Source organism: Paenibacillus sp. FSL W7-1279 (assembly GCF_037969845.1).
GTDB lineage: Bacteria > Bacillota > Bacilli > Paenibacillales > Paenibacillaceae > Paenibacillus_AQ.
This window is the reverse complement of sequence record NZ_CP150215.1, coordinates 3,983,968-4,010,244: the sequence shown is the minus strand read 5'-3', so window position 1 is coordinate 4,010,244 and position 26,277 is coordinate 3,983,968. Positions and strand designations below refer to the sequence as shown.

Sequence of the window (26,277 nt, the reverse complement as noted above, 5' to 3'; positions counted from 1 at the left end):
TGTGAAGAAGAGGCTACTTGTCAGTTAAGACTTGACGAGTAGCCTCTTTTTTCTGCTTCTTTGGTATCAGAACACTTTAACCTGGAGGTATTCTGATGAGCAATCAAGATCAAGAGTTTTCGTGGCAAGCGGTGCCGAACACGCAGAGAAACCATTTTTGGAAGACGTTATCCGTCATGTTAGGGTTCACATTCTTTTCGGCAAGCATGCTGGCAGGGGGGACGCTCGGAGTCGGCTTAACGTTCATGGAGTTCATTGGAATCGTGCTCGCGGGCAATTTGGCACTCGGCATCTATACAGGAGCGCTGGCGCATATCGCTGCCAAAACAGGCCTCTCCACGCATTTGCTGGCAAAATATGCGTTCGGTGAGAAAGGGTCGTACCTGCCATCGTTCCTTCTTGGCTTCACGCAGGTCGGATGGTTCGGCGTCGGAGTAGCCATGTTCGCGATACCCGTCGCCAAAGCGATGGGTTGGAACGTTTACCTGTTGATCTTCTTGTTTGGTCTCGCCATGACGGCATCAGCCATCTACGGCATGAAGTCGCTTGTCATTCTGAGTTATATTGCGGTTCCGGCCATTGCCATTCTCGGCAGTTATTCCATGTTCGAAGGCGCAGGCTCGCTTGGCGGCCTTCAAGGCTTACTCGATTACACGCCGGAACAGAGCCTCACAGCGGCAGCAGCACTGACCATTTGTATCGGCTCATTCATTAGCGGCGGGACCTTGACGCCGGATTTTGCACGGTTCTCCCAGTCGTCCCGGCAGGCGGTGACCGCGACGGTCCTTGCCTTCTTTCTTGGAAACTCGCTCATGTTCCTGTTCGGCGCAGTCGGCGCAATGGCGTACAACCTGGCAGATATCTCGGAGGTCATGTTCCTGCAAGGCTTGATGATTCCCGCGATCATCGTACTCGGGCTGAACATTTGGACGACCAACGATAATGCGCTTTATGCTTCAGGACTGGGCTTTGCCAACATTACTAAAATTTCAAAGAAATTCTTCGTCATCGTAAACGGCATCGTGGGTACCGTATTGGCCATGTGGATGTACAACAATTTCGTTGGTTTCCTGAATGTGCTGGGTGCGGCGATCCCGTCCATCGGAGCCATCATCATCGCGGACTACTTCTTTGTGAAGCGCAGAAACTATAAACCGTTTGCCGACATGACTTTCAAGAAGGTAAACTGGATAGCGATGGCGGCTTGGGCTATCGGCGTTGCTTTTGCCCAGCTGGCTCCGGGAATAACGCCATTGAACGCACTGATCGGTACGGCAGTGGCCTACATCGTGTTAATGCTGATCGTTCCTGCCAAAGAATCCAATGAAATGGGGAAATCAAATGATTATACAGAACGCAAAATTGCGGGGTAAAGAAGGTTTATGGAATATCGTCGTGAAAGACGGGAAGTTTGGGCAAATCACGCAGTCTCTGGAAACAACTGCGAATGAGGAAGTCATTGATGTGGGGGGCTCGCTGGTCCTGCCACCGTTCATTGAACCTCACATTCACCTGGACACAACATTAACGGCGGGCGAGCCGGAGTGGAATTTGAGCGGAACGTTGTTCGAAGGCATCCAGCGTTGGTCCGAACGCAAGGCGTTCCTGACGCATGAAGACGTCAAAACGCGCTCTAAAACTGCACTGAAGTGGCAGATGGCGCAGGGCATCCAGCATGTGCGCACGCATGTGGACGTCACCGATCCAAGCTTGACCGCAGTTAAAGCGATGCTGGAAGTGAAAGAAGAAATGGCACCGTACATCGACATCCAGCTTGTAGCATTTCCACAGGAAGGCATTCACTCCTACCCGAACGGTGCGGAATTGCTGGAAGAGTCGCTGAAAATGGGTGTTGACGTGGTCGGCGGTATTCCTCACTTCGAATTCACGAGGGAGTATGGCGTCGATTCGATGAAGGTTGCGTTTGACCTCGCCGAAAAATACGACCGTCTCATCGATATCCATTGCGATGAAATCGACGACGAGCAATCCCGTTTCGTGGAAGTCGTCGCCAAAGAAGCATACGAACGCGGGCTGGGCTCCCGCACGACGGCAAGCCACACGACGGCGATGGGTTCATACAATGATGCATATACGTACAAATTGTTCAGATTGCTGAAGATGGCAGACCTCAATTTCGTCTCCAACCCTTTGGTCAACATCCACCTGCAGGGACGCTTCGACACGTATCCGAAAAGAAGAGGGCTGACTCGCGTCAAAGAGCTGCAGGAAGCCGGTCTTAATGTGTGCTTCGGTCACGATGACATCTTTGATCCATGGTATCCGCTAGGCACGGGCAACATGCTTCAAGTGCTGCACATGGGCATCCATGCTTCGCAGTTGCTCGGTTACGATCAGATCGTGAACTCGATTGATCTCATTACGAAAAACAGTGCAAGAACGCTGCATATCGAGGATGTGTACGGTATTGAAGAAGGCAAGCCTGCCAACTTCATCGTTCTTGAAGCAGAGAACGAATATGAGGCCATTCGCAAACAAGCCGCAGCGCTTTATTCGTTCAGAGGCGGCCGCAAAATCGCCGAAACGAAGCCGCGGGACACGTCGATCGTTTTTGAGGGCGGTTCAGAGCAGGTCACTTTCAATAAATAGTCTATTATGCATTAAATCCGCGGAATTCGCGGATTTTTTTGTTTGTAAAAAGAAAACCATACGCTATGCGTATGGTTCAGGATAGCTTAAGCGTTGTATAAAAAAAATCCTCCGAAGTGTTAAGATAAATTCGGTTCGCCAACCAAATTTAAAACACGAGGAGGAGATCAGATGGCATCTGATGTGAACAGTTTAGCACATACAAAATGGAATTGTAAGTATCACATAGTGTTTGCACCAAAGTACAGAAGACAAGTGATCTATGGGAAATTGAAAAGAGATATAGGAAAAATACTAAGACAATTGTGTGAAAGAAAAGGTGTAGAAATTATAGAAGCAGAGGCATGTAAAGATCATATACACATGCTGGTAAGTATACCGCCGAAAATAAGTGTGTCATCATTTATAGGGTATCTAAAAGGGAAGAGTAGCTTAATGATATTTGATCGCCATGCAAATTTAAAATATAAGTATGGGAATCGAAAATTCTGGTGTAAAGGGTTTTATGTGGACACGGTAGGAAGGAACAAGAAAGTGATTGAAGAGTATATACGAAATCAGTTACAAGAAGACGTGGTTGCAGAGCAAATGACGCTGGAAGAGTATATAGATCCATTCACAGGAGAAGAAACAGGAAGCAAACGAAAGAAGAAGAACTAGAAGACCCCTTAAGGGGTAGCCGAAAAAGTAGTGCGGTTGGCGAACGATTCAATGCCCTTTAGGGCTGGCCAGTAACAAAGGCTTTCAGCCGCAGAGCAAACCACCCGTTCACACGGGTGGTTTTGATTTTAGAAACTTTAGATCTATATCATCTGAAGAAGGCTGCCGACAGCAATAAATCGGCGGCCTATTTATGATATTTTCATCGCTCCCTAAACAGTATCACTTTTTGACATGATTAAAGAATATGATAAACCCATCAAGTAAAAAGTAAATTTAAGAAGACGACAGAGAAATCGGTGCCCGAAGCAACCCGAGGTATTCAGTTTCCTAAAGGGGAATACCTCGTAGTAAAAGGGGAAGGGAAGACGGCTGATGAGTTGAGGAATATGCTTGCTGGTGTTGCCTTTGGTCAAGTATTGCCGGTAGCCAAGAATTTCGCCTATGTTTAGCGGGCCAAATGCAACGGTTGAGATGGGTCAGCGAGACGACCTAGTTTTTGGTGAAATGTGGATTCCCGTTGTCAGGAAATAAAGAGATTAGCGGATGCTTTCGAAGCATGTTTTGCACGAAGTAGCATCATAGAATTATAGCTCACAAAACATTCAGGAGGGATAACAATGTCCAATATCATTGATTTTAAAAATGTATCTACCGTTGGTTTAGAATCTTCACCCGTAGCAGAAGCGCTTGCTGGTTTACGAGCGAATGAAGCCCGTTACTTTATGAACAAGTATAAGCATGAATTTACGGTTGTACCCGCCAGCGAGAGCAAGGAGACCCTTGAATATGTGAATCGAATATTGAAAGAAGAACGACATATTGAGTTTGCGGCTAAACCTTTAGAAACGTCGCGTTTTCAAGTGGAAAACATCCAATTTGCCTATGTCTTTTATGAGAATGGTCTTGGACTCAATGTCATGTATACGGTTGATGACCCTAAGAAGCGAGCCGTTGGTTTTAAGCTTTCGGAGGGGATGGAGGTACCAGAAGAATTAGAAGGGAAGTTTAAGTTTGCTAGGCAGAAGTCAAAATTAGCCGGAACCATTCGGGGCTCGTTCTTTGTAATTAAGAAAAATTATACTGATGAGGTGGGAACCCATGAATAAAATGACCAGTGTGGAAACAACTATGAAAGTAAATGACCGTCCTGTTGGAAAAAAGGTAACTTATTGGACAGTCACATTGCTGCTTGCGGCAGCTATTATGTTAAGTGGTATCGGACAACTGATGCAATTTGGAGGAAACCTCGAGTTGGTGACGAATCTGGGCTACCCATTATACGTCCTGACCATTCTCGGGATTTGGAAAGTGCTTGGAGCCATCGCTCTCGTCGTGCCAGGTTTACCTCGACTTAAAGAATGGGTTTACGCTGGTATCTTCTTTTTAATGACGGGTGCGGCATTATCCCATGCATTTGCTAACGATTACGGTGACTACGGGTTTAATCTGATCCTCCCGCTTTCATACGCTGCGTTAAACATCTTTTCGTGGGCGCTGCGGCCATCGAAGAGCCGCTTATAAGATTAAAGAAAATGACGGCGTGATTATTCTGGAAGTAGAAAAGTCAATAACGGCAGCCGGATCGGCTGCCGTTATTGACGTACCTGGAGAATTTCGTTGTCCGTTGGGAATTCGACTGTGTCTCGACATCGATGAGAGCAGCTTGCCCTGGCAGCTGCTCTTCCTCTATATTTAAAAAGGAAATTTCTACTGTAAATCGATTCTTTTCATTATAGGGGGCATATCAATGGTCGGGACGATTATCATTTGTTTTTTGGTATTACACATCATCATGGCTGCCATCATGGCGGTTTTCGCTAGGGATGAAAGCATGAGAAATACCATCGGATTCCAAGCTTACACCTCCGAGCCAAAAACGGCTGGAGATTACATTTTTAATGTGCTGTTCTTTCTCCTTGCAGGTGGAGCTTATTATATGGAGTCGATCAATGAACGGATTGCGCAAAAGTTTTGGCTGGTCCGGATCGGCATCCGATCGTTGTTTTTATCCTTGCCATCATCTTTTCATTTTGATTCATCCTTTGCCCTTAGGCTTGCTTTGTAAACACCCACATTTTTGATACATCTCGATAACCCATTTTTAGATATAAAGGATGTCCCATTTGACTAGCAACAAGAACGCTCTGGACAGCGCCTTCCTGCTGGGCATCACAAAGCATTTTTCGGCAAAGTGTTTTCGCTAATCCTTTACCTCTATGTTCTTTTGGTGTAAAGACATTATTCAAAAATGCGGTTTTATCTAGCAGTGCATAGCTTCCAAAAGATGCAGGATACCCGTTTTCCTCAGCAACGTAAAAATGCAGATTTGGATCATTGAATTTCTTGAGATCGATAACAGCCTTATTGAAAAAATGATTGATACGTCGAGCTTCTTCCTCCGTTTTGACACACTTGATGATCTTGTTATCTGGTTCAAGAGACCAGTTATCCAGATATAAAATCATAAGAAACTCTGAACTTTTGATGTTATATCCCTCTGCCTCATAAATACGATGTTCTTCATCTGAAAACACGGTAAGCCAATAGTCTTTTTTTACATCTAGTTTATTTACGGTATCCATAACGTGTGCAAAATTAGAATTATATACGACAAACTCGTCCGTTCTGCCATCAACATGTGTACCAAAAGCAAGATGTTTTATAGAATCGTAATCATATACTTGGGATGCAGGTTGGCGACTACAGGTATATTCACCTCGAACAAAAAAATCAATTGCTTTTTTTAACTCCGTTTCTTTCCACATATAAAAATCCTCCAATTAGCAATATGGTCATTTTCATGCGCGAGATACTCAAGCTGATCAACCCGTTTATAATTGCCTTTAGACATCATTATAGGGATGGCATCAGATGAATAAAATGTATAATCCAATTGATAATTGTTTTATGCATAACACCGACTCACAGGTAAAAGCCGCGAGCCGCTTGATCAATGGGAGGATTAAACATGTGGGAGAATACTGGGCCTAATAAGTATAGAAGGAGGGAAAGAGCACTCTTCCATCGACTAATCGAAGGACAGGGCAGAACATATCCCTACTTCTCAACACGCCAATCTACCTTTTTTAAGATCAATATGATGGAAATCAGCGAAAAGAGCAAGAGTACAAGCGTGTTCCAGGCGACAGACCCGGACCAGCCCGAAATCAGCACCTCCCGCATAGCCTCGGCGGCGTAAGTGGTTGGGAAGAGATAAGAGAACCACTGCAGGATCGCAGGCAATTGATCCATATCCACCATGACTGGCGTCAAAAACGAGATGAACATCATCAGCGCCTGGACCAGCATGTTTGTCAATTGGTGGCTAGGTGACCAGAAGCCGATCAGCACACCTGCGCCAACCACGCTAAAGACGGTAAGCAACAGTACAGGGACAAGTCCCCAGCTGTAGTGGAATTGAATGCCGTAAGCCAGCTGACCTATCATCGCCAAGATGATAAAAGAGGGGGCGCTCATGATCAAACCGCGCAGCAGATTGGCAAAGATGAAGTTTACCTTCGCAATCGGCAGGGACGAATAGTACGTGAAGTGCCCTTGGTGCTTCTGATAAGATATCTCCTGAGCCATGGAATTGAGTCCCATGACAATTAAGCCGAAGAGCATATTCCCCGTAATAATACGGGTCATGACAGCCGGCGTTGGGTCGACCGTAAAGAATTTGAGAAACAGCAGCGTCGTTAATGGAAACATGCATGCCATGATAAAAATCCAAACCCATGCCTCGCGGATGATCGTGAATTGAATGCGGGCCAGGATCAGCCATTCTGTTATTCTGCGATGGATTACGCTCTGCTGCTCGTGCTCTTGAAGAAAGACCGCTTCTTGCAGTTGCAAGTCTTTGCTTTGCATAGATGGTTGAGTATTTTCCATGTTTAGATCACCTCCGTTTTGTCAGGCTTATCCTGTTCGTCATCGATATGAAAATAGACATCTTCAAGATTCGGCGGGACTAAGGAATATTCTTCAATCGGTAAATGCTGCTTGGTTATGAAGTCAATCGCGTAGCTGGCGTCTTGCTTCTCGATCAGTGCCCGGATACGGTTTTCTCCCGTTTTGGTCCACTGTCCCAGCGCGATTAAGCTTCGGCATACATGATCGCTTTCACCAAAGGAAGTCGTAATTTCCAGCTTCATCCGCTGATCGACCCTTTGTTTTAATACGCTGACATGATCGATGGCGAGCAGCTTGCCGTGATTTACGACAGCTACTCTGTCCACGACCTGTTCGGCCTCCAGCACGTTGTGTGTCACCAAGATTACGGTTACTCCTTGCCGATTCCGTTCTTGAATCAGATCCCATACGAGTCTTCTCTTTTTCGGGTCCAGCTCATTGGTCGGTTCATCTAGGATCATGACGGGGGAAAAGCCGATCAAGCAAGTTCCTATTCCGATTAAACGCTTCTGTCCACCGGAAACGTTCTTCAGCAGCTTATGACGAAGGTCCTGCATTCCAAAGCGTTCCAACAATTCCTCTGTTTGCTTTACGGCGGACTCTTTCGTCAACCCCCGCAACCTTCCCGTAAAATACAAAGCTTCCCACGTTTTTAAACTGGTCAGGGCGTGAGGCTCTTGCGAGTAGTAGGCTACCTCCTGGGCAACTCGCTTGGTTTGCGTCTTCACGCTGGTTCCTTTATAGCGTACTGTACCTGAGGTGGGAGCAAGGTGTCCTACCATCTGCTTGATTAGCGTGGATTTGCCTGCTCCATTCGGACCGAGCAAACCGAGAATTTCACCTTCTTGCACATCAAAGCTTATGTCATGATTGGCAACAACCTTTCCTTTTTTGTATGTTTTATTCACATGCTCTAATTGATAAATCAGCTTCATCCTTCTTGCCCCTTTCTGTTCGTACTTTGGTTTAAAGATATCGCATAGCTCTGCTAAGGAGTGACGGGCGGCAGAATGGTTTTCGTCTCCGTCTCAGGACGGAGACAGCATGCTGAGCTCCCGTATCTAGGGCTTCGATCGGCGGAAAATCAGATCTGATAATAAAAAGTGAAGGGAAATAATTACACAAATAACATTTGCGTTTTGCAAATAATAAGTGTATAACTGAAGTAAGAGGTGAAGAGAACAAATGGAAAGTACACGTGAACTATTTCAGATTATGACACGCCGCTTCGGCTTATTGAACAAAAATTGCTGCACCGTAGGCGGTAATGACATTACGCCGGTTCAAAGCCATATCTTATTCGAAGTCGATCGTCAACATCATCCTTCCATTCAACAAATCGCAGACACATTGGGGACGGATATTACCACTTTTAGCAGGCAGGTACAGGCGTTAATCAAAATGAATCTAATTAAAAAGACACCAGATCCGACCGATCGCCGAGTTTATACACTTTCCTTAACTGCTGAAGGGAAATACGTTGCTACAACGATTGATCACCAGATGAATGCTTATTTTGACGATATTTTTTCGTCAATGACTGAGTTTGAGAAAGAAACCGTCCTGCGCTCAATCAGGTTGATGAATGAAGCCATGGCTAAATCGGATCATTGTTGCAAACCAATAATCGGGTAAAAAATTTTCTTCTCAATTACTTGCAAAATACAAATAAATAGGGAGACTTGCTTAAAATAATGTCAATTGGCGCATCAGCGATTCGCTGTGAGTCATTAACATAAACAATTTTGAATGAAGGAGGATCCGGATGAATTACAATTATTACTATGCTGAGTACATGATGAAGGCACAAGAGATAGAGATACAAAAGAACGCTCGAGAAGCATGGAAATGGTCTACCGGTAAGTCCGATTCTAAACGGCATCGTATCTTAACCGGTTTTCGCCAACCAGAAGCAATACCGTGCTGTACGCAATCACTTCAGGCTTGCTGCTAAATCCGCAATGAATGCTGCTTGTATCGAAACCAATCCTAAGGAGTGTCTACCATGACAAAGTTAACGAATGATGAAATCCGCCAGAATGTACGAAGCCGATATAAGCAAGTGGCCGTTCAAGAAGCTAGTGCTGAATCGTGTTGCCATCCCAATATACAAGCAACCAGTTGCTGCACTACATCTTCTGATTTTAATACAATTTCAAGCGAATTAGGTTACTCAAATGAAGAATTAGACTCGGTACCTGATGGTACAAATCTGGGGTTAGGGTGCGGCAATCCCCAAGCTATTGCATCGTTGAAGCCTGGTGAGGTGGTACTGGACTTAGGCAGCGGTGGTGGGTTTGACTGCTTTTTAGCGTCCCGGCAGGTGGGGGAGACAGGGTCAGTGATCGGTGTGGACATGACGCCTGAAATGGTTAGCCGGGCTCGTAGCAATGCAACTAAGGGGAATTTCGTGAATACAGATTTTCGTTTAGGGGAAATTGAGCATCTTCCGGTTGCCGATAACATGGTGGACGTCATCATCTCGAATTGTGTAGTGAATCTCTCGCCGGATAAGCAGCAGGTATTTCATGATTCCTTTCGCGTTCTTAAAAAAGGCGGCCGATTAGCGATATCTGATATTGTAACGACAGCAGAGCTTCCTCCAGAAATAAAGGACGATTTGAATGAACTGTATTCTGGCTGCATTTCAGGGGCATCATCAATCGACGAAATTAAGGCCATGCTCCGTCAAAGTGGATTTACAGATATCTCCGTTGAACCGAAGGATGAGTCCAAAGCTTTTATTAAAGATTGGATTAAGGGATCCAATATCGAGGATTACATCGTTTCAGCGGTAATCAAGGCAATTAAGCCTTAAATTAGGGTGCGGTTATGAGTATCTTAAGCCCCCCGTAACAGGCCGTATCCGCATCAATTATCCTAGGAGTTATATTTTGTTATCCATATGTGCGGGATCAGGGATCTTCACAGATTGGAGGATAACAAGATTTTATGGCGAATCATGGTAGAAGCAACAAAGTTGTATTACAGGAGGCTGTGACATGTTGAAACTGTTCGAGTATAACTGGCAAGTTCGCAAAGATTGGTTTGACTGGTGCGATACGGTGAGTGAGGAAGAACTGTTGAAAAGACGGACCGGGGGCATAGGAAGCATTCTCTATACACTCTATCACATCGTGACCGTTGAATATGCCTGGTTGTGCGGGGATTTACAAGGAAAAGAGCTGGACATCCCTTCGTTCGAGGATTGTGCCAGCGTACAGGGATTAAGAGATTATTCGGCACGATGCCATGCGGAAATTGCACCCTTCATCTACGCTTGGAATGATAGCTTGGAAGACCGTATCATGTATGATACAAACCAAAACGGAGAGCAGGAAAGCTTTACATTCGGTGAAGTGATGCGACACGTGATTGCCCACGAAATTCACCATATCGGTCAATTGTCAATATGGTCTCGAGAAATAGGAAAGACGCCGGTTACAGCAAACTTGATTCGTAGAGGGTTATTCGATAAGTCGCGGTAGAATGTAGAAACATGTCGCTATACAAGAATAAAGTACCATGCAAAGTCGCTAATTTAGCGGCTTTTTTTATGGTAACGATGTTTGTGCGACGGAGTTGGAAAAGCAGATATGTATAGAATTGCTTTTCCAGGGAAATTTAATTCAATCCGTATGCGAAGGAGCTGAAGTAAAGAGTATGATCCATCCCAAAGACGACTATGGGGTATTAGGCAATAAAATCGAAGTGGATTCGGATGTGAACGAGGATCGTAATCGAGAAGAGCAGTTGGATGACTCCTTTGAGGCCTGGTATGGGGATATCAACGATCAGGTGAAGCAAAAGCTGGATCTCACGCGCGTTCCGCAAGACAGTGTTTTTGATTCTGCCGTTGGCATGGATGAGGATCCATCCCAGGATTAAGCTTAACCATGATAAACAGGGGCTGCCGTGGTTCCTTCTTCAAATAGACATCTTCCGGGTTTGATATGAACTGCAGTGCTTCATCAAAATGAAAGGTTCATCCACGTCATTATCGCCTCAGGAGCCGTGGTGACTAAGCATGTGCCGGACAACATGATGGTTGTTGGTGGTAATCCAGCGAAAGTGATTAAAGATTGAAGTATAAAAGATAGTAGTAAGGTCGAGGGACAAGTACATTGTCCCATTGAAAGTCGCTATATTAGCGGCTTTTTTTGCATTGAGGTACAAGATCTTGTTCAGAGGCTAGCTGGCAGAAGTAGAGGGCTTACTCAAGTGATCATGTGGGCAATCGCAGAAATGATTTGCAGCAAAAAAGTGAAAAATTGCGCAAAAATGATTGAATAATTTGCTAAATCAGTATAAGATTTCAACAAAGGGGAGGTAAGCGCTTTCCAAAACTATAACAGACAGGTGTTATGCCGATATGAAAATAACTTTAAAAGACATTGCTGAGCATGCCAATGTATCTATTTCTTCGGTTTCGAGGGCTTTAAACAACGCAAACTCGCCAGCACTTGTAAACGACCAAACTCGTCTGCGAATTATTCAAGTTGCCAAGGACCTGGGTTACTATAAGTTTAAAAATAAACTGCAAAAAAACGAAAAATTTTCAGAGAATGAAAAGGTCCCAAAGAGAGTGGGACTTGTTTTATATGATGTAAAAGCTAAATACCAGGATCCATATTTTTCAGAAATTATATACGGAATCGAAAGTGAATTACTTGATCAAGAATGTATATTGGACTTTACATTTGAGGTGCAGGATATTTTCAATTTCAATTTATTTGGGGATATGAACGAGAGTGACTTAGGAGTTATTTGTATCGGACCGCTTAAGCATGATTTTATAAATGAGCTGAATAAGCGGGTTCCATTTGTTATATCGGTGGGCGGAATACCTAAGTTGGAAATGGATTACGTTACGGTGGATTTTCGTCATGCGGCAATGCAAGCAGTTCAATATTTGGTAGATCTCGGTCATCGAAATATTGCATTTATTGGCGGAAGCTCACAAGTTGGAATGCCGATTGACCAAGAAGAACGTTTCTATGGTTATAAAGAAGCGATGGAGTTGAACCATCTTAAAATTGTTCCGGAGTGGGTTCAAGACGGCTGCTTTGATCTGACCAAGAGCTATGAAGCCATGAAAAAAATTTTAAACACGCAGAGTCCGCCTTCGGCCGTATTTACAGCTAGCGACAAAATGGCATTCGGGGCGTATAAGGCAATTGGTGAATATGGGCTATCGATTCCCCATGATATATCTGTTGTTTCTTTTGATAATGTCGAAATGTCAGAATTCATAAACCCTCCGTTAACTACGGTACAGGTACACAAGGAGGAAATGGGGAGAATCGCAGTCAAATTCCTGCTTCAGCGCATGAAAGGGGGGATACCTTTGCCATTGATCAGCTATTTGCCGACAAAACTTATTGTCCGCAGTAGCTGTACCGAGAAAAGCGAACTGAAAAAAATTTGAAGGTTTTGAGGAGGGTATAATAATGAAAAAAGTAATGGCTTGTCTCAGTTTAGCAACTTGTATGCTTATCCCCCTGGTTGCTCCAGCGCACGCACAATCAGCACAAGGGGACACAAATGCATATGAAAAAAAACCAAAAGCAACCTTTCAAGTGATCAGTGACCTGCATATTAGGGATACATCGTTCTCTCATAACAAATTATTGAAAGCGCTTCAAGATCTTCATTCCACTGATCCGCTGGCAGATGCTATGGTCATCAACGGAGATATAACGAATAACGGTTTTCCCGAAGAATATGCGAAGGCTCGCGAACTTCTTGATCAATCTCCTAAACCGAAGAATCTGTATATGACCATTGGGAATCATGAGTTTTTTAATGGAGAAGGAAATGAAGTGAACACCAGTCGGTTCGCAGACTTTATCGAAGAGAAGCATGTATACTACGAGAAAATCGTGAAAGGCTATCCTTTTATATTTCTTGGCTCTGAAAGCTGGGGGCCCGTCGATTCTCCCGCCAAAGACCACGCCTATCTGAGCGACGAGCAGTTGAATTGGCTGGAAGATACGTTGGAGAAGCGCAGTAATAGCGAGAAGCCTATGTTTGTTTTTCTTCATCAGCCTCTTTCCGCCGTACATGAAACAGCAGGAAAGCGTCTAACCGATCTCTTCTCGAAGTATCCGCAAGTTATTTTATTCACTGGCCATACTCATCGGGATATGCGACTTCCAAATATTAACCTAACGCAGAATAAATTTACGAGTATCAATACAGCTTCTGTTTATTATACAACCTTCGCACCAACAGTAAACTGGGATGAAAGCCAAGGATTGTATGTGCAAATTTACGATGACAGGGTCGTTGTCCAAGGACGCGACTTTTACCGTAAGCAATGGATTCCCGAAGTGCATTACACGATAGATGTTCAATCGGCAACAACTTTTTCTTATCGTAATAACTATGTTATTCCGGGTGAAACTACCCTATTAACCTCAACCTTTACAAATTATGGACAAAACACAATCGAGGCCATCCAATTGGACTTAACGGCCCCTGATGGTTGGAGCATAGAGGCAGTAAATGATCCTCTGGTCACGAACCTTTCGCCTGGAAGTTCGATTGAAACGGATTGGCGTGTGACTCCCCCAGATACTGCTGAGCCTGGATTCGCAAATTTAAATGCCACCGTTTCATTTGAATATGGGGAAAATAATAAGCAATCAGAATGGAGTGCCGACTCCATAGTCTGGATACCAGAACGGCTCCCAACTGAAGATTCTTATGTAAGTGATGTGGAATGGATTCATTCCACTAATCATTGGGGGCCCGTAGAACGGGATCAGAGCAACGGTGAAAAAGCAAAAGACGACGGAAAAACCATAACCATTGGCGGTGAAAAATATACGAAAGGCTTAGGTGTACATGCGAATGCTGAGATTGCTTATTATATAGGCGGCAACTTCTCAACGTTTGCCGCTGATATCGGAATCGATGATGAAGTGGGGAATAGAGGGTCGGTTGTCTTTCAAATTTGGGCAGACGACGAGAAAGTATATGACAGCGGGCTTATTACCGGATCTGATTCCGTCAAAAAAGTTCATGCGGATATCTCCGGTGCAAACGTACTGAAGCTGGTCGTTACTGATGGCGGAGACGGAACTGGCTACGACCATGCGGATTGGGCAAATGCTCATATTGCTAGATCCGATGTAAACCGTTAGGAAGGCTAATATCCGCTGTTACAAAGGCTTAGTGCAAAACATATTTGAATATGAACAACGGATAACAAGGATCTGACTATAATTGCCGGATACAAAACATGCTCCCGTTGAAAGTCGCTAATTTAGCGGCTTTTTTCCTTTAAGGGTGCAAGTTCTTGTCCCCATGGACTAACGGCAGGATAGTTGAAAACGTACAATCCGTATCAGAACAAACGCTATTGACAATCCATCTACTGGGTGTTACTTTATAGCTGTAGTATGTATTACTTTATACCAGTGATACAGAATAGCAACGGGAAAAAATTAACGAGTTAAAGGAGATAAAATAATGAATTTTTGGGAGAAAATCACCGGCAGCGACATGACTAAGGAAATGAAAGCTTTTGAATTGAGAGCCAAAAAGTTACCACCTGATTATCAAGCGGCATGGGAAAAAATTAATGCGCATCTTTGGCCGCACTCAGATTTCACCGGTCGCAACCTCATGCCCATTCTTGACGGTGTGCTTGGCCTGCTCGAAGAAACGGCGGCAGACGGACAGAGTATCGAAGAGGTTTTGGGTGACGATATCAAAGGCTTCTGTTCAGCGCTGGCCGGCATCGATGAGGCAAAATCTTTTCGCGACAAGTGGCGCAAGCAACTCAACGACAATATCGCTAAAAAATTAGGTAAATAGGAGGATGAAAATGAGAATCCAAGATATCATTGAAGGCAAAAAAGAGTGGCGGGCGCACGTGGCGCGTGTCAAAGCGCTCCCGAAAGATTATCAGATTGTTTATAAAGAGATTCAAAAATATCTCTTTAAGGTCGGTCCTGTTGAGCTAACGGACGGGACGGGTTTGCTTTCGGGGATAATTGATCTTTTTGAAGAGGGTGCGGCCTTAAGGAAAGGCGTGCTCGAAGTGACGGGCAGTGACGTAGCGGCTTTCTGCGACGATCTAATCAAAGATTCAAAAACTTACGCTGACATCTATCAAGAATCTCTGGATCAAGAGGGTAACAAAGCCATAAAGAAGGATACGGATAAAACAAAGTAAAGTGGGATATCAGTCTGGAAACAGCAATTGAAGTGAAAGGTCATTTACAGATTTCCAACGGAAGAAGAATGTTCTTATCTTCTAACAGTATAATTCTATAATATGGTGTTCTGCTTACGAATCACATCGGGACATGAAACCGTCGAGTCGGTGAAGGAGGATTCTATGAATATTACGGGTATACAATCTGATTGGAAAGTGGAAAAGATCGAATTCGCCAAGTTAACGGGAAAACGAGCCAGAAGCGCGGGGGCCAATGGCAGGATCGGCATTCATGGCAAAAGCTGCACAGTGGATATCGCCAGAATAACGATCGATGGACAAACAGGGTACGGTAGCTCGATTCATATGACGCCGAAATGGGCCCAAGACATCATAGGCCGCCGATTGCTTGACTTATTCGATGACCGGGGCAGACTGCTCGAAGCGTATCGTTTGCAATTGGAATACCCAATGCTCGATTGGTTAGGAAAGAGACAAGACAAACCCGTGTATGACTTGGTGTCCGGTGGCCACATGGAAAGAGGAGTCCCATTGGTTGTTCCCTGCTATGATACCTCACTGTACTTCGACGATTTGCATTTGTCCGATGAGAGGACCGCAGTCGCGTTGATGCAGGAAGAAGCGATGCAAGGATATGCGAAGGGTCAACGTCATTTTAAGATTAAAGTTGGCCGTGGCGGACGCCATATGCCACTCTGGGAAGGGACGAAACGAGATATCGCAATTGTTCGGGGGATCTCGGAAGTGGCAGGTCCCGCAGGTAAGATCATGATCGATGCGAATAATGCATATAATTTGAACTTAACCAAAGAGGTCTTGGGGGCTTTAGCGGATGTAAATCTGTATTGGCTGGAAGAAGCGTTCCATGAGGATGATGCCTTGTACGAGGATCTGAAGGAGTGGCTCCGGCAACGTGGGCAGAATGTGCTTATCGCGGATGGGGAAGGGCTTGCCTCACCGCATCTAATTGAGTGGGCGACACGCGGCCTTGTCGATGTGCTGCAGTACGATATCATCAGGCCCGGTTTCACGCATTGGATGGAATTAGGCGAGAAACTGGATGCCCATGGTTTGCGGACTGCGCCTCATTGTTACGGAAATGCCTATGGTATTTACGCGTCTGGACATTTGTCAGCCGCGGTGCAGAACTTCGAATTTGTGGAATATGACGACATTACAATCGAAGGAATGGATGTATCGGGCTATCGAATCGAAAACGGAGAGATTCATATTCCGGCCACGCCGGGTTTCGGAATCGTCTTCGACGATGAACTTGTAACTAACCTTATAAAGCGATCCGGCTGGTCCTGATGTCGAGGTACAACTGCATGGTTTTTATTGAAAGTCGCTATTTTAGCGGCTTTTTTATTTTATCGGTACAATTTCTTGTCTCGAGCCGGGGACAAGGAACTGTACCGATTACCGAAATGGACATAACTTATACGATTAGCTATCGAGTCATTACGTTCAGAATAGGGGGCCGGCGAATCCGTTTAAACGTGCTATGACGCCGATTTGACCGACATGGTACGACTCATGATCGAAAACATGATGGATAATCCATCGTAGCGTCGGCGGCGAAGGCGGTTCCCAACCGTCTGAAAAACGAGGGAGCTCTACGACTGGCTCGCGTTCATCGTATTCCATAAAGTCGAGTTTATGGTCTGTATGGTCTCGAATGTCGATATATGCCTGCAAAATTTGCTGAGGACGATCCAAGACTCGTTGAAGTCGTCGCTCTCCCTTAAGTACGATCACGTTAATCCATTCGTCTTCGCTGCGCGCGATGTGCTCAACGATCCAAGCGATCGAATTCGGATGATCCGGATGCCTTGCATGCCACTGTTCCTCAGTCAATTGATTTAAATAAGGGATCAATATCTTTCTTGCATCGTTTCGATAAGGAAAAAAGGTAGTGAGCTTCATAAAATCCTCCAAGAAAAATAGAGTTGTTACAGGTATTTACTACCATGTGTCATTGTAACTTATTTTTAGAGATGGGAACAACTGACGAATAAGTTTGGGGCAAAGCGCTAGAGTATTCGTGCTGGGTAGAGATGTAAAATATCACAAAATTGTTTTATAAATGATATATTTAGAAGGGGAAAGATGGGTTTTTGTTGAACATCCCATCTTAAGAAATAAAAGTTAATTCAATAGAGGAGAATGAGTTATGATTAAGAATTTATTTCAGCCAGAAACAAGAAAGAATTTAATGTGGTTAAATGAACCTGAACATTGGGAGTTTACAGCAGATGGCAGGCTAATCATTGATGCTCCAACGAATGCTGACTTTTTCAAAGACCCCGGAGGTAAACATGTTGCTCATTCTGCACCCTATCTGCACATCCAGGTGAATTCAACATTTCAGCTTATAACGCAGCTTCAGGTAGACATGAACGAATTGTATGATTCCGGGTGTCTGATGTTGATGGCAGATGAGAACAATTGGGCTAAGCTTTGTTTTGAGTTCAACGGTGAGTATGCTACGATCGTGTCTGTTGTTACGCAGAACGGTTTGTCCGATGATTGTAACTCTGAGCGTGTATTAGTAAGCAATCCTTATTTAAAAATAACGAAGAATGATCAACTTATTTCTTTTTATTACTCATCAGATGGTGAAGCTTGGAAATTGATTCGATACTTTGGAATGAACACCTCAGCACCGTTTACAGCGGGTGTGGTAGCCCAATCACCGAAGGGAGCAGGTTGTCGAGTCGAATTTCTGTCTTTGGTTTTATCCGAATCTGATGAAAGAAGCAGGTTTTAAAGTAAACGCATAATAAAGCAATCAGACAGTTCAGACTTAATCTAAAGCTTACTGTTCCTTCGCATAATTCAACCCTAAGTGATGAGCATGGTTAAGCAGCGTCTCATAATGCTTGGGATTGGATTCCAAGGTCTCGTATAAAAATTCAACCTTGGAATTGGATACACCGCAATAATCTGCAATTCCCACATTGAGCAAATGAGTCATCATTTCATCATAGTTACGCTTTTTCATCTGTTCTTTCGAAACGCCCGCCAAACCAATCCACAAGACATGCTGATGATGAAGCTGGTTCGAACCGTACGCAAACCCATTGTTCCATACACGGTCTATATAACCTTTTAGCATGGCAGGCAAATGCCACCACCAAATTGGAAAAATAAATGCCAAGGCATCGTGCTTCTTCATTCGCCTTATTTCCAGTTCTACTTCAGGGGAAAAGGACTGTTCCTCTGTTGACCAATCAGGTTCATCTATTCCTTTTAAAACAGGGTCAAAACCAATCTCGTGTAAATCCAAGATCTCATAGTCGTGGACCGCCGCAGTAAGACCTTTTACGAAATGATCGGCAACCTTAAAGGTCAGGGAATCTTTTCTTGGGTGGGAAACAACGCATAATACTCTCATACTTGTCTCTTCACTACCTTTCTCATTTCTCAACAGCTATCATATAGCCACGATCAATGGCTGATGCTATTATAAACAGTAATAAAATTATCAGGAAGTACGCACTTTCAAGTTCTATAGGATGATACAGGTGCCCTAGAAACATCGAAGTGCCCTAGACAGTTGCCCTAGAAACTTACCTGAGTAACGGACTGAAATGAATTTTATGTTCCTAGAAAAACCAGGCTTTTAACGGGGGAATGAGAGATGACTGAGAAGAGGGAAAATAACGTTCAAAAGAAGTATAAAGTTGGAGTGGAGGCGGCATTAGAAGTAATGGGGGGAAAATGGAAGCCTTTAATCATCTATCATTTGATGACAGGACGGAAACGGACGTCTGAGCTTCGACGGTTAATGCCCGACATCACGCAAAAAATGCTGACCACTCAACTAAGAGGCCTGGAAAAGGACGGGATTGTTGCACGAAAGGTTTATAAAGAGATCCCACCTAAAGTGGAGTATGAGTTAACGGTCTACGGCTGGGGATTAAAACCCGCATTAGACCATTTATGCTATTGGGGAGAAGATCACCTGGAAAAGATTTATGGCGATAAATCCAAGGTTTTGGAGGAGTTTTAAGGCAATATCATACACCTAAAAGAATGGGTATTTATCCTTTTAAGCTTCAATGATTGACTTGATTGTAGAGCTATCGTAAAATTTTGTTATGTCAATTATAGGTAATGCACTTACTTAAAAGTAAGGGGATGATTCAATAATGATTCATCAGCGCGAATGTCCAATTGAGACACTCATTCATGTTTTAGGCGGTAAATGGAAACCCATGATTTTATGGCATTTGATTGAATCCAAGAAGAGGTTCAACGATCTGGAAAAGCTTATACCTGATGCTTCACAAAAAATGCTTTCACAACATCTCCGAGATTTGGAACGAGAAGGCATAGTCGATAGAACGGTTCACCCGGTTATCCCTCCAAAAGTGGAATATTCTCTTAGTGAATACGGCAGAACATTGATTCCTGTAGCAGAAATTATGTGTTCTTGGGGAGAAAATCATAATAAGCGGAAATATGAAGAGCCAGCGTCATAAAGCCGGTTCATTGAACTTGTACACGAATTCAATCAACTCAAACAAAAAGCTGCCACGGGGTTCCGGGCAGCTTTTTGTTTACCTACAGTGCACAATCCTGATATGAATGGATAACAAAACTCCTATTAGAGTAGAATTGTCGCCAAACTGTCTAAAATTCCCCCTTCCTCCCAACCTCCGCTAATATGTATCCCTTTCTGCATGCTTACTTTTAAGTAAGCACCCTACTTTAAAGTGGGTTCTTAACATCATATTGAAGCGATGCTAAGCTTGAGTTAGCCAAAATTTGGGACCCTAAAAGAGGAGGAACGAACAATGAGAATTATTGTTTTTGGAGCGACAGGGAATACAGGGAAAAGAGTGCTGTCACAAGGGATAAAAATGGGGCATGGAATGACCGCATTTGTGAGGAATTCCGAGAAGCTATATGATCAATTAGGTGATCATTCCGCAAAGCATGTGAAGGTGATCGTGGACGATATGATGAACCCGGTAGGTGTCCGTCAGGCGCTCGTGAATCAAGACGCCGCTATGATTGCAGCAGGCCATGCAGGCCAGGGAGAAGAGTTTGTTCGTATCGTCGATAACATTATAAGCCAATGTGAATTGGAGCCTAGTTTCTCTGGGCGGGTATGGGTCATGGGAGGAGCCGGCTTACTGGATATTCCATATACCGAACTTATCGGCAACAATTTACCGGGGTTCCCACCTGAGTATAAAAATCACAACCGGAATTTCGAAAGGCTGCAACGGACTGGGCTCGATTGGTCCATGATGTGTCCGGGAACCATGATGGATTCAAGCGAGCATCCAGAGCCGGTTCATCTTCATGTAACAACGGATACCTTGCCCGTTCCGATGCCGGAGACGATTAAGGCATATTCCGAGGCAGAAATAGCCGGTCACTTGTTCTGCCGATTTCAAGAGCTGAATGTTGCTTATGACGATGTCGTAATGTGTATGTTGGACCATCTTGTGCTCGGAGGAGCGTTTAAGGGGAAAAGGGTCGGTCTAGCCTATCAAAGCAAGATATCGGTAAGCTGAGAAGAAGGGAGGGGCATGGATTTGTTTGGATTACTGCTCGTTTTGCATATATTAGCTTCGATCGCCATTATTGGCCCCGCTTTCGTGATGCCCATCATTCGAAGATCAGCAAGAACCGTCGGCCAGCTGCACTTTACTTTTGGTATATCGACCAAGCTTGCCATCATGCCTAAAATTGGCGGATTCGTACTTGTTAAGATCCTATCTGAAAGTCAAGAGCAGGGTAATGATATACCCGCCGAGTTCGGCCAGCTGATCAAAAAGATCGTACCCATCGAGACGGCAGCACAGCTGTTGATGATTGCCATATTGGTGCTCATGGTCGTTAAGCCATTTTAAAGAAGGCGATGGAGCGTCCTAACCCGCTTTTAGTCACATGATTGTGGTGCTATAATTAGGAAAATGCTGGGTCAAAGGAAAGTTGGTGATTGAAATAGGGATTTTAAAAGCGGGTTATGGTTTAGACCAAAATGGCTTTATTGTAAGCGATGTGAGTAAAGACAAAATTGCGGATGTCTATGCGACTTGCATTCATGAATCGATCGAGAGCCTTAAACATTTATTTCATCAACATTTGCATAGTGTTTATGTGTACGGTAGCGTAGCCAGAGGAGAAGCGATTGCAATTAAATCAGATTTAGACCTTATCGCTATGTTCAATACCAAATTAAGTTCTGATAAGTTAGCTGAATTAAAGAAACTTGCTGGAGAACTATCTAATAATTATCGTTTTATAGTTCGGGATGTTGGTATTGCTGTAGCCTATTATGAATATACGCTTGACCCCTCAAATTATTACGAAAATGCATTTCTTAAGGAACTCTGTGTTTGTGTATATGGAGAGGATCTAGGTGAACGATTTGGTCCTTATCAACTTACATCAGAGATAGCCATCCGTTTTAATGGTGATATTAATGAAGTTCTTAATCGGACGTTAACAAGGCTAACAACAGCTTCTGGAGAAGATTTCAAAAAAATTACACAAAGCTTCGCTCGTAAACTCATTCGAACATACTATTCAATGGTGATGGAGCGTTCTCAGATTTGGACGACACGACTTCACGAACAGTCTGAAGTCTTTCTTCATCACTTTCCAGAAAAAGAATCAATCGTTCGCACTCTGCTAAATTGGATAGATGAACCGCCTACAGACCATAAGGCTGTGTATGAGTTGTTTAAGATTGAGGGGGAATGGGCTGGCGCTAACTTTACAAATGAAGCCAACATTCCTTATAAAGCTAACGGGGGCTTTAGTTGAATAAGACAATACTACACAATAAAACTTCCAGATACTTGGAGGTTTTATTTTTTTTGTTTCTGCGAGAAGTGCTTGTTTATACAGGGTTATACGCGTCTTACCACTCGTTTGCCGACTTTGCACTTTCTTTAAAAATGCCGAAAAACGAGGCTTTTTTACTCTTCAAAAATGTCTCATTGCGGGAAAAGAAAGCGCTGCCGCATAATAAGGCCACACCGCTCGCGAGGTGATGAACGACATATGGAGGTGGAGAATGATGAAGCAAGCTACGGCTCAAAGGGATTTCCCGCAAACGTCCAAGCAGGTGGAGCACCGCACGAGCTTCGCGGCGAGGCTTCGCAGGGACAAATGGCTCTACCTGCTGCTGCTCCCAGGCTTGCTTTATTTTTTGGTTTTTAAATACGTGCCGATGTGGGGGGTCATGCTGGCATTCCAAAACTATCAGCCGTTTACCGGCTTTTTGAAAAGCGAATGGGTAGGCTTCGAGCATTTTCGGCTATTTTTTAACAATCCAGAGTTTTTAATGCTGCTGCGTAATACGCTGTTGCTATCGTTCTATAATCTCATCTTCTTTTTTCCCGCTCCGATTATACTGGCACTCTTGTTAAACGAAGTAAGGCTTTCGTTCTTTAAGCGCACGATTCAAACGATGATTTACGTTCCGCATTTTATATCGATGGTAATCGTGGCAAGCCTGACGTACGTGTTCCTAACCACGGAAGGCGGCACCGTCAACGAACTGCTATTCCAATATACGGGGAACAAAATCCAATTTCTGTCCGATCCGTCTTGGTTCCGCCCCGTGATTATTTTGCAGACGATCTGGAAGGAATGCGGCTGGGGAACGATTATATTCCTGGCGGCGCTGGCGGCCGTCGATGTGGAACAGTACGAAGCGGCGACGATTGACGGGGCAAACCGTTGGAGACAAATCTGGCACATAACACTGCCGGCGATCCGCAGCACGATCGTAATTCTTTTGATTTTGCGGATGGGCAGCGTGCTGGACAACGGCTTCGAACAGATTTATCTAATGTTGAATCCGCTTAACCGCTCGGTAGGCGAAGTGTTCGACACATACGTATACGCGATGGGCATTACACAAGGCGCTTTTAGCTACAGCACGGCTGTCGGGCTGTTTAAATCGATTGTTGGCGTAACGCTGGTGCTCGGCACGAACTGGCTGGCGAAAAAGTTCGGCCAATCCGGGCTTTACTGATAAGCAAGAAAGGGGAATCAATCCATGGCCAAGCAATACAAATCCGCGGCCGGTGTCACGTTCGATGCTGCCAACTACATCGTGCTATCGTTGTTCGGGCTGGCTGCCGTGCTCCCTTTCGTCTACGTGATTGCGGGCTCTTTTGCCTCGGACGCGGAGCTTACGTCAAGAGCGGTATTTTTCATACCCAAAACATTTACATTAAACGCTTATAAGTTTATTTTTTCGACAGATACGATCATGAGAAGCATCGGCGTCTCCGTCTACATAACGGTCATCGGCACGCTCGTCAACCTGTTTTTCACGGTTACGATGGCCTATTCCTTAGCCAAGAGAGGGTTGTACGGCCGGAATCTGGTGCTGAATCTCGTCATCTTCTCCATGCTGTTTGGCGGTGGCATGATTCCGACTTATCTGGTCGTGAAGGAGCTGAACCTGCTCGATTCGCTCTGGGCTCTCATGCTGCCAGGGGCGATCAGCGCGTTTAATCTGATCATCGTCAAAAACTTTTTTCAGGAAATTCCGAAGGAGATCGAGGAGGCCGGCCGCATCGACGGCTGCTCCGAGCTTGGCCTCTTAGGGCGGATCGTGCTGCCGCTTTCAATGCCCGTCCTCGCTACGTTTACGTTGTTTTACGCCGTCGGGCATTGGAACGATTTCTTTGCGGCACTGCTGTATATTAACGATCCGGAAAAATGGCCGCTGCAGGTCATGCTGCGCCAGATCGTTCTGCTGTCGCAAGCGGCTGCAGGCGATTTGAACTCGATGGACCCTAATTTCGTGCAGCCGCCGGATCAATCGATCAAAATGGCCGTGATCGTTGTCGGCACGGTTCCGATCTTGTGTGTGTATCCGTTCCTGCAAAAGCATTTTGCCAAAGGCGTCCTGCTTGGCTCGGTAAAAGGCTAAAGTTTGTTATTCCAAATGTGTGATTCCGCTTTGGCTCTGTTGTTAATACCCAAGACACGCTGATTGATTTGCTTGGAGCTCATGCGGTTTGCAATATGATCTTAATGATAAAGGGAGGCTATTTAATGAAGAAAAAGACAATGAAGGCGAAACGTGCTTCCACATTTCTAATTCTAGGCACGGTTTGTATCGTACTGATGGCAAGCTGCTCGTCCGGTAAAAACAACGGTGGCACAGACTCTTCCAACAATTCGACGGTGGCTCCCCCTGCAAGCGCTTCCGCAGATACGCAAGAAGCGTTTAAGCTGAACATCATGCTCCCGATTTTTAAAACGAACTATCCGAAGGACGACAGTCCCGTAGCGGCTGAGCTCGAGAAGCTGACCGGCACGGACATTCATTTCGAATGGGTGCCTAACGCTTCCTATGCGGATAAATTCAACATTACGCTTGCCTCGGGCAATTTGCCGAAAATCATTTACGTGCCGGACTCAAAGGGCCCGAGTTTCGTTAGTGCGGTAAAATCGGGGGCGTTCTGGGATTTGACCGACAAACTCAAAAATTATCCGAACCTCAGCCAGGCCAGCGAAATCATTCTGAACAACTCCTCGATTAACGGCAAAACGTACGGCGTATATCGCGGGCGCGAGCTTGGCCGCAACGGCGTTTATTACCGCCAGGATTGGCTGGAGAACGTCGGACTTGAGCAACCGAAAACGATCGACGATTTTTACAACATGCTGAAAGCGTTCAAAGAGAAGGATCCGGACGGCAACGGTAAAGACGACACGTACGGACTGGTTATGGTCAAATGGACGGCCGGCTGGGGAGCGGGCTTCGACCAGATCAAACTGTGGTTTGGTGCACCTAACGTTTGGGGTGAAAGGGATGGCCAGCTCGTACCGGAGTTCGAATACGATGAATATCTCGAAGCGCTCAAGTTCATGAAAAAGCTGTATGACGAAAAACTCGTCAACCAAGATTTTGCCGTCATGGACTCGGCGAAGTGGACGGATCCGCTTGTTAACGGGCAAGCCGGCGTGATTATCGACGTCGTCGACGGAGCGGCTCGAGTCGATGACAAAATCAAGGCGGCGAACGCGGCGGCGGGCAATGATTCAAGGGAGCATTACATGGATGTGTTCGGTGCAGTAACCGGTGCGGATGGTCAAATTCGTACGCTGCCTACTTCCGGTTTTGCCGGTCTATTGGCCATTCCGAAGTCGAGTGTGAAGACTGAGGAGGAAGTCGACCGCATTCTAAAATTTCTAGACCAGCTGAACGAGCCTGACCTGCAAACGCTGACCAGCTTCGGCCTTGAAGGCGTGCATTATACCAAGATCGACGATACAACGCTGGAAAGAAGTACGGATTCCGTGCTGCTCGAGTCTGAAGTCGAAGGTCTTAACCAGATGGTACCTTACATTCCTGAAGGAAAAGGGCTGCAAGTGGCCCAGACACCGCTTCGCTTAAAACAAACAGAGGTTCAAATAAAAAACCGGGAAACCATCGTCGCCAATCCGGCGGAGCCGTTTATTTCTGAGGTGTATTCGCAAAAAGGACAACAGCTTGGCAATATTATTAATGATGCCCGCATTAAATTCATCGTCGGCCAAATCGACGAGCAAGGCTGGCGCGATGCAATCGAACTGTGGAAAAAATCCGGGGGCAACGATTACGTGAAGGAAATCAACGAGCTGTACGCAGCGTCCAAATCCTAGACGAAGTCAATTAGCAGTGATATTCAGCGGAAAAAAGAGGCCAACTGCCTCTTTTTTCTCTATCCGAATTTTTCTTCCGAGAGTCCCCACAAAGTGACGGTAGCTGCTCTGTAGCCAAGACTCCACGATGGCCGGTTTTTGGAATTCCTCTGTTTTTTAAACAATTTACTCTGAAAATATGCAGGTTTTATTAGTAGGACCGCGTTATGCTAATTAAGACAGTCGATTTTATTTCGCTGTTGCTATATTTGAATACGCTTACATAT

At 44.9% G+C, this 26,277-nt stretch carries 30 protein-coding genes and 2 pseudogenes; 27 read left to right on the top strand and 5 right to left on the bottom strand.

The window, feature by feature from the left end; translation table 11 throughout:
* Positions 1–95: 95 nt before the first annotated feature.
* The 8 genes and pseudogenes from codB (at position 96) to MKY82_RS17750 (ending at position 5,338) form a co-directional block, all read left to right on the top strand.
* Positions 96–1,373 (top strand): cytosine permease, encoded by a 1,278-nt coding sequence (gene codB / locus MKY82_RS17785; protein WP_339293994.1) that lies wholly within the window; start codon positions 96–98, stop codon positions 1,371–1,373.
* Positions 1,342–2,610 (top strand): cytosine deaminase, encoded by a 1,269-nt coding sequence (locus MKY82_RS17780; protein WP_339217531.1) that lies wholly within the window; start codon positions 1,342–1,344, stop codon positions 2,608–2,610. The genes codB and MKY82_RS17780 overlap by 32 nt, the downstream gene beginning before the upstream one ends.
* Positions 2,611–2,781: 171 nt before the next feature.
* On the top strand, positions 2,782–3,270 hold the full coding sequence (gene tnpA, locus MKY82_RS17775; RefSeq protein ID WP_071223663.1) for an IS200/IS605 family transposase: 489 nt from the start codon (positions 2,782–2,784) through the stop codon (positions 3,268–3,270).
* 287 nt (positions 3,271–3,557) lie between these two features.
* A pseudogene (locus MKY82_RS17770) lies at positions 3,558–3,804 on the top strand (effector binding domain-containing protein); the annotation flags it as partial.
* A gap of 86 nt (positions 3,805–3,890) precedes the next feature.
* A complete protein-coding gene (locus tag MKY82_RS17765; protein ID WP_339293993.1) occupies positions 3,891–4,379 on the top strand; it encodes a phage tail protein in 489 nt (162 codons plus the stop codon).
* Positions 4,372–4,794, top strand: a complete 423-nt coding sequence (locus MKY82_RS17760) for a DoxX family protein (RefSeq protein ID WP_339293992.1) — start codon at positions 4,372–4,374, stop codon at positions 4,792–4,794. Before MKY82_RS17765 ends, MKY82_RS17760 begins: the two co-directional genes overlap by 8 nt.
* A 19-nt stretch (positions 4,795–4,813) precedes the next feature.
* On the top strand, positions 4,814–4,969 hold the full coding sequence (locus tag MKY82_RS17755; protein WP_339293991.1) for a hypothetical protein: 156 nt from the start codon (positions 4,814–4,816) through the stop codon (positions 4,967–4,969).
* A gap of 51 nt (positions 4,970–5,020) precedes the next feature.
* Positions 5,021–5,338: a hypothetical protein gene (locus MKY82_RS17750; RefSeq protein WP_339293990.1), complete on the top strand. Its 318-nt coding sequence runs from the start codon at positions 5,021–5,023 to the stop codon at positions 5,336–5,338.
* Here MKY82_RS17750 and MKY82_RS17745 read toward each other — a convergent pair.
* The 3 genes from MKY82_RS17745 to MKY82_RS17735 all read right to left on the bottom strand — a co-directional run bounded on the left by MKY82_RS17745 (position 5,322) and on the right by MKY82_RS17735 (position 8,120).
* Positions 5,322–6,038: a GNAT family N-acetyltransferase gene (locus MKY82_RS17745; protein ID WP_339293988.1), complete on the bottom strand. Its 717-nt coding sequence runs from the start codon at positions 6,036–6,038 to the stop codon at positions 5,322–5,324. The genes MKY82_RS17750 and MKY82_RS17745 overlap by 17 nt on opposite strands.
* A 292-nt stretch (positions 6,039–6,330) precedes the next feature.
* On the bottom strand, positions 6,331–7,164 hold the full coding sequence (locus MKY82_RS17740) for an ABC transporter permease (protein ID WP_194542955.1): 834 nt from the start codon (positions 7,162–7,164) through the stop codon (positions 6,331–6,333).
* A 2-nt stretch (positions 7,165–7,166) separates the two neighbouring features.
* Positions 7,167–8,120, bottom strand: coding sequence for an ABC transporter ATP-binding protein (locus tag MKY82_RS17735; RefSeq protein ID WP_339217517.1), 954 nt, complete (start codon positions 8,118–8,120; stop codon positions 7,167–7,169).
* 250 nt (positions 8,121–8,370) lie between these two features.
* On the opposite strand from MKY82_RS17735, the gene MKY82_RS17730 reads away from it, so the two are divergent.
* From MKY82_RS17730 to MKY82_RS17685, 10 genes and pseudogenes are all read left to right on the top strand, one after another.
* Entirely contained in the window at positions 8,371–8,820 is a 450-nt protein-coding gene (locus MKY82_RS17730) for a MarR family winged helix-turn-helix transcriptional regulator (protein ID WP_194542953.1), read from the top strand.
* Between the two features lie 370 nt (positions 8,821–9,190).
* Positions 9,191–10,003 carry an arsenite methyltransferase gene (locus MKY82_RS17725; RefSeq protein WP_339293987.1) on the top strand — a complete coding sequence of 271 codons (813 nt, stop codon included), beginning with the start codon at positions 9,191–9,193 and terminating at the stop codon, positions 10,001–10,003.
* A 184-nt stretch (positions 10,004–10,187) separates the two neighbouring features.
* Entirely contained in the window at positions 10,188–10,673 is a 486-nt protein-coding gene (locus MKY82_RS17720) for a DinB family protein (RefSeq protein WP_194542951.1), read from the top strand.
* A 175-nt stretch (positions 10,674–10,848) separates the two neighbouring features.
* A complete protein-coding gene (locus MKY82_RS17715) occupies positions 10,849–11,073 on the top strand; it encodes a hypothetical protein (protein WP_194542950.1) in 225 nt (74 codons plus the stop codon).
* Between the two features lie 102 nt (positions 11,074–11,175).
* Positions 11,176–11,271 (top strand): annotated as a pseudogene (locus MKY82_RS17710) (acetyltransferase); the annotation flags it as partial.
* A gap of 286 nt (positions 11,272–11,557) precedes the next feature.
* Positions 11,558–12,613 carry a LacI family DNA-binding transcriptional regulator gene (locus MKY82_RS17705; protein WP_339293986.1) on the top strand — a complete coding sequence of 352 codons (1,056 nt, stop codon included), beginning with the start codon at positions 11,558–11,560 and terminating at the stop codon, positions 12,611–12,613.
* 22 nt (positions 12,614–12,635) lie between these two features.
* Positions 12,636–14,333, top strand: coding sequence for an NPCBM/NEW2 domain-containing protein (locus tag MKY82_RS17700; RefSeq protein ID WP_339293984.1), 1,698 nt, complete (start codon positions 12,636–12,638; stop codon positions 14,331–14,333).
* 328 nt (positions 14,334–14,661) lie between these two features.
* Positions 14,662–15,009 carry a DUF1048 domain-containing protein gene (locus MKY82_RS17695; protein WP_194542946.1) on the top strand — a complete coding sequence of 116 codons (348 nt, stop codon included), beginning with the start codon at positions 14,662–14,664 and terminating at the stop codon, positions 15,007–15,009.
* A 10-nt stretch (positions 15,010–15,019) separates the two neighbouring features.
* Positions 15,020–15,370, top strand: a complete 351-nt coding sequence (locus MKY82_RS17690; protein WP_071218998.1) for a DUF1048 domain-containing protein — start codon at positions 15,020–15,022, stop codon at positions 15,368–15,370.
* Positions 15,371–15,535: 165 nt separating this feature from the next.
* Entirely contained in the window at positions 15,536–16,684 is a 1,149-nt protein-coding gene (locus MKY82_RS17685; RefSeq protein ID WP_339293982.1) for an enolase C-terminal domain-like protein, read from the top strand.
* 156 nt (positions 16,685–16,840) lie between these two features.
* Here the strand turns inward: MKY82_RS17685 and MKY82_RS17680 are convergent, their stop codons facing one another.
* Positions 16,841–17,299 (bottom strand): DinB family protein, encoded by a 459-nt coding sequence (locus MKY82_RS17680; protein WP_194542944.1) that lies wholly within the window; start codon positions 17,297–17,299, stop codon positions 16,841–16,843.
* Positions 17,300–17,546: 247 nt separating this feature from the next.
* On the opposite strand from MKY82_RS17680, the gene MKY82_RS17675 reads away from it, so the two are divergent.
* Positions 17,547–18,143, top strand: coding sequence for a DUF1349 domain-containing protein (locus MKY82_RS17675; protein WP_194542943.1), 597 nt, complete (start codon positions 17,547–17,549; stop codon positions 18,141–18,143).
* Between the two features lie 48 nt (positions 18,144–18,191).
* On the opposite strand, the gene MKY82_RS17670 is transcribed toward MKY82_RS17675, so the two are convergent.
* Positions 18,192–18,770, bottom strand: a complete 579-nt coding sequence (locus MKY82_RS17670; RefSeq protein ID WP_339293981.1) for an NAD(P)H oxidoreductase — start codon at positions 18,768–18,770, stop codon at positions 18,192–18,194.
* A 246-nt stretch (positions 18,771–19,016) separates the two neighbouring features.
* Here MKY82_RS17670 and MKY82_RS17665 point away from each other — a divergent pair, with 246 nt between their 5' ends.
* From MKY82_RS17665 to MKY82_RS17630, 8 genes are all read left to right on the top strand, one after another.
* Positions 19,017–19,388 (top strand): helix-turn-helix domain-containing protein, encoded by a 372-nt coding sequence (locus MKY82_RS17665; protein ID WP_194542942.1) that lies wholly within the window; start codon positions 19,017–19,019, stop codon positions 19,386–19,388.
* Positions 19,389–19,527: 139 nt separating this feature from the next.
* Entirely contained in the window at positions 19,528–19,860 is a 333-nt protein-coding gene (locus MKY82_RS17660) for a helix-turn-helix domain-containing protein (protein ID WP_071219003.1), read from the top strand.
* A gap of 315 nt (positions 19,861–20,175) precedes the next feature.
* The gene (locus MKY82_RS17655) at positions 20,176–20,904 is read left to right on the top strand and encodes an NAD(P)H-binding protein (RefSeq protein WP_339293980.1); all 729 of its coding nucleotides are present in this window, start codon (positions 20,176–20,178) and stop codon (positions 20,902–20,904) included.
* Positions 20,905–20,919: 15 nt separating this feature from the next.
* On the top strand, positions 20,920–21,243 hold the full coding sequence (locus tag MKY82_RS17650) for a hypothetical protein (protein ID WP_194542939.1): 324 nt from the start codon (positions 20,920–20,922) through the stop codon (positions 21,241–21,243).
* An 85-nt stretch (positions 21,244–21,328) separates the two neighbouring features.
* Positions 21,329–22,162, top strand: a complete 834-nt coding sequence (locus MKY82_RS17645) for a nucleotidyltransferase domain-containing protein (RefSeq protein WP_233355113.1) — start codon at positions 21,329–21,331, stop codon at positions 22,160–22,162.
* A gap of 256 nt (positions 22,163–22,418) precedes the next feature.
* Complete coding sequence (locus MKY82_RS17640; RefSeq protein ID WP_194544812.1) at positions 22,419–23,381, top strand: ABC transporter permease subunit; 963 nt, start codon at positions 22,419–22,421, stop codon at positions 23,379–23,381.
* Positions 23,382–23,405: 24 nt separating this feature from the next.
* Complete coding sequence (locus MKY82_RS17635; RefSeq protein ID WP_071219006.1) at positions 23,406–24,290, top strand: carbohydrate ABC transporter permease; 885 nt, start codon at positions 23,406–23,408, stop codon at positions 24,288–24,290.
* A 125-nt stretch (positions 24,291–24,415) separates the two neighbouring features.
* Entirely contained in the window at positions 24,416–26,011 is a 1,596-nt protein-coding gene (locus MKY82_RS17630; protein WP_339293979.1) for an extracellular solute-binding protein, read from the top strand.
* Positions 26,012–26,277: the final 266 nt, after the last annotated feature.

What these genes read in the sequence shown, in the direction of transcription:
- codB (WP_339293994.1), top strand. Translation starts at nt 96, where the DNA reads ATGAGCAATCAAGATCAAGAGTTTTCGTGGCAAGCGGTGCCGAACACG.
- MKY82_RS17780 (WP_339217531.1), top strand. Translation starts at nt 1,342, where the DNA reads ATGATTATACAGAACGCAAAATTGCGGGGTAAAGAAGGTTTATGGAAT.
- tnpA (WP_071223663.1), top strand. Translation starts at nt 2,782, where the DNA reads ATGGCATCTGATGTGAACAGTTTAGCACATACAAAATGGAATTGTAAG.
- MKY82_RS17765 (WP_339293993.1), top strand. Translation starts at nt 3,891, where the DNA reads ATGTCCAATATCATTGATTTTAAAAATGTATCTACCGTTGGTTTAGAA.
- MKY82_RS17760 (WP_339293992.1), top strand. Translation starts at nt 4,372, where the DNA reads ATGAATAAAATGACCAGTGTGGAAACAACTATGAAAGTAAATGACCGT.
- MKY82_RS17750 (WP_339293990.1), top strand. Translation starts at nt 5,021, where the DNA reads ATGGTCGGGACGATTATCATTTGTTTTTTGGTATTACACATCATCATG.
- MKY82_RS17745 (WP_339293988.1), bottom strand. Translation starts at nt 6,038, where the DNA reads ATGTGGAAAGAAACGGAGTTAAAAAAAGCAATTGATTTTTTTGTTCGA.
- MKY82_RS17740 (WP_194542955.1), bottom strand. Translation starts at nt 7,164, where the DNA reads ATGGAAAATACTCAACCATCTATGCAAAGCAAAGACTTGCAACTGCAA.
- MKY82_RS17735 (WP_339217517.1), bottom strand. Translation starts at nt 8,120, where the DNA reads ATGAAGCTGATTTATCAATTAGAGCATGTGAATAAAACATACAAAAAA.
- MKY82_RS17730 (WP_194542953.1), top strand. Translation starts at nt 8,371, where the DNA reads ATGGAAAGTACACGTGAACTATTTCAGATTATGACACGCCGCTTCGGC.
- MKY82_RS17725 (WP_339293987.1), top strand. Translation starts at nt 9,191, where the DNA reads ATGACAAAGTTAACGAATGATGAAATCCGCCAGAATGTACGAAGCCGA.
- MKY82_RS17720 (WP_194542951.1), top strand. Translation starts at nt 10,188, where the DNA reads ATGTTGAAACTGTTCGAGTATAACTGGCAAGTTCGCAAAGATTGGTTT.
- MKY82_RS17715 (WP_194542950.1), top strand. Translation starts at nt 10,849, where the DNA reads ATGATCCATCCCAAAGACGACTATGGGGTATTAGGCAATAAAATCGAA.
- MKY82_RS17705 (WP_339293986.1), top strand. Translation starts at nt 11,558, where the DNA reads ATGAAAATAACTTTAAAAGACATTGCTGAGCATGCCAATGTATCTATT.
- MKY82_RS17700 (WP_339293984.1), top strand. Translation starts at nt 12,636, where the DNA reads ATGAAAAAAGTAATGGCTTGTCTCAGTTTAGCAACTTGTATGCTTATC.
- MKY82_RS17695 (WP_194542946.1), top strand. Translation starts at nt 14,662, where the DNA reads ATGAATTTTTGGGAGAAAATCACCGGCAGCGACATGACTAAGGAAATG.
- MKY82_RS17690 (WP_071218998.1), top strand. Translation starts at nt 15,020, where the DNA reads ATGAGAATCCAAGATATCATTGAAGGCAAAAAAGAGTGGCGGGCGCAC.
- MKY82_RS17685 (WP_339293982.1), top strand. Translation starts at nt 15,536, where the DNA reads ATGAATATTACGGGTATACAATCTGATTGGAAAGTGGAAAAGATCGAA.
- MKY82_RS17680 (WP_194542944.1), bottom strand. Translation starts at nt 17,299, where the DNA reads ATGAAGCTCACTACCTTTTTTCCTTATCGAAACGATGCAAGAAAGATA.
- MKY82_RS17675 (WP_194542943.1), top strand. Translation starts at nt 17,547, where the DNA reads ATGATTAAGAATTTATTTCAGCCAGAAACAAGAAAGAATTTAATGTGG.
- MKY82_RS17670 (WP_339293981.1), bottom strand. Translation starts at nt 18,770, where the DNA reads ATGAGAGTATTATGCGTTGTTTCCCACCCAAGAAAAGATTCCCTGACC.
- MKY82_RS17665 (WP_194542942.1), top strand. Translation starts at nt 19,017, where the DNA reads ATGACTGAGAAGAGGGAAAATAACGTTCAAAAGAAGTATAAAGTTGGA.
- MKY82_RS17660 (WP_071219003.1), top strand. Translation starts at nt 19,528, where the DNA reads ATGATTCATCAGCGCGAATGTCCAATTGAGACACTCATTCATGTTTTA.
- MKY82_RS17655 (WP_339293980.1), top strand. Translation starts at nt 20,176, where the DNA reads ATGAGAATTATTGTTTTTGGAGCGACAGGGAATACAGGGAAAAGAGTG.
- MKY82_RS17650 (WP_194542939.1), top strand. Translation starts at nt 20,920, where the DNA reads ATGGATTTGTTTGGATTACTGCTCGTTTTGCATATATTAGCTTCGATC.
- MKY82_RS17640 (WP_194544812.1), top strand. Translation starts at nt 22,419, where the DNA reads ATGAAGCAAGCTACGGCTCAAAGGGATTTCCCGCAAACGTCCAAGCAG.
- MKY82_RS17635 (WP_071219006.1), top strand. Translation starts at nt 23,406, where the DNA reads ATGGCCAAGCAATACAAATCCGCGGCCGGTGTCACGTTCGATGCTGCC.
- MKY82_RS17630 (WP_339293979.1), top strand. Translation starts at nt 24,416, where the DNA reads ATGAAGAAAAAGACAATGAAGGCGAAACGTGCTTCCACATTTCTAATT.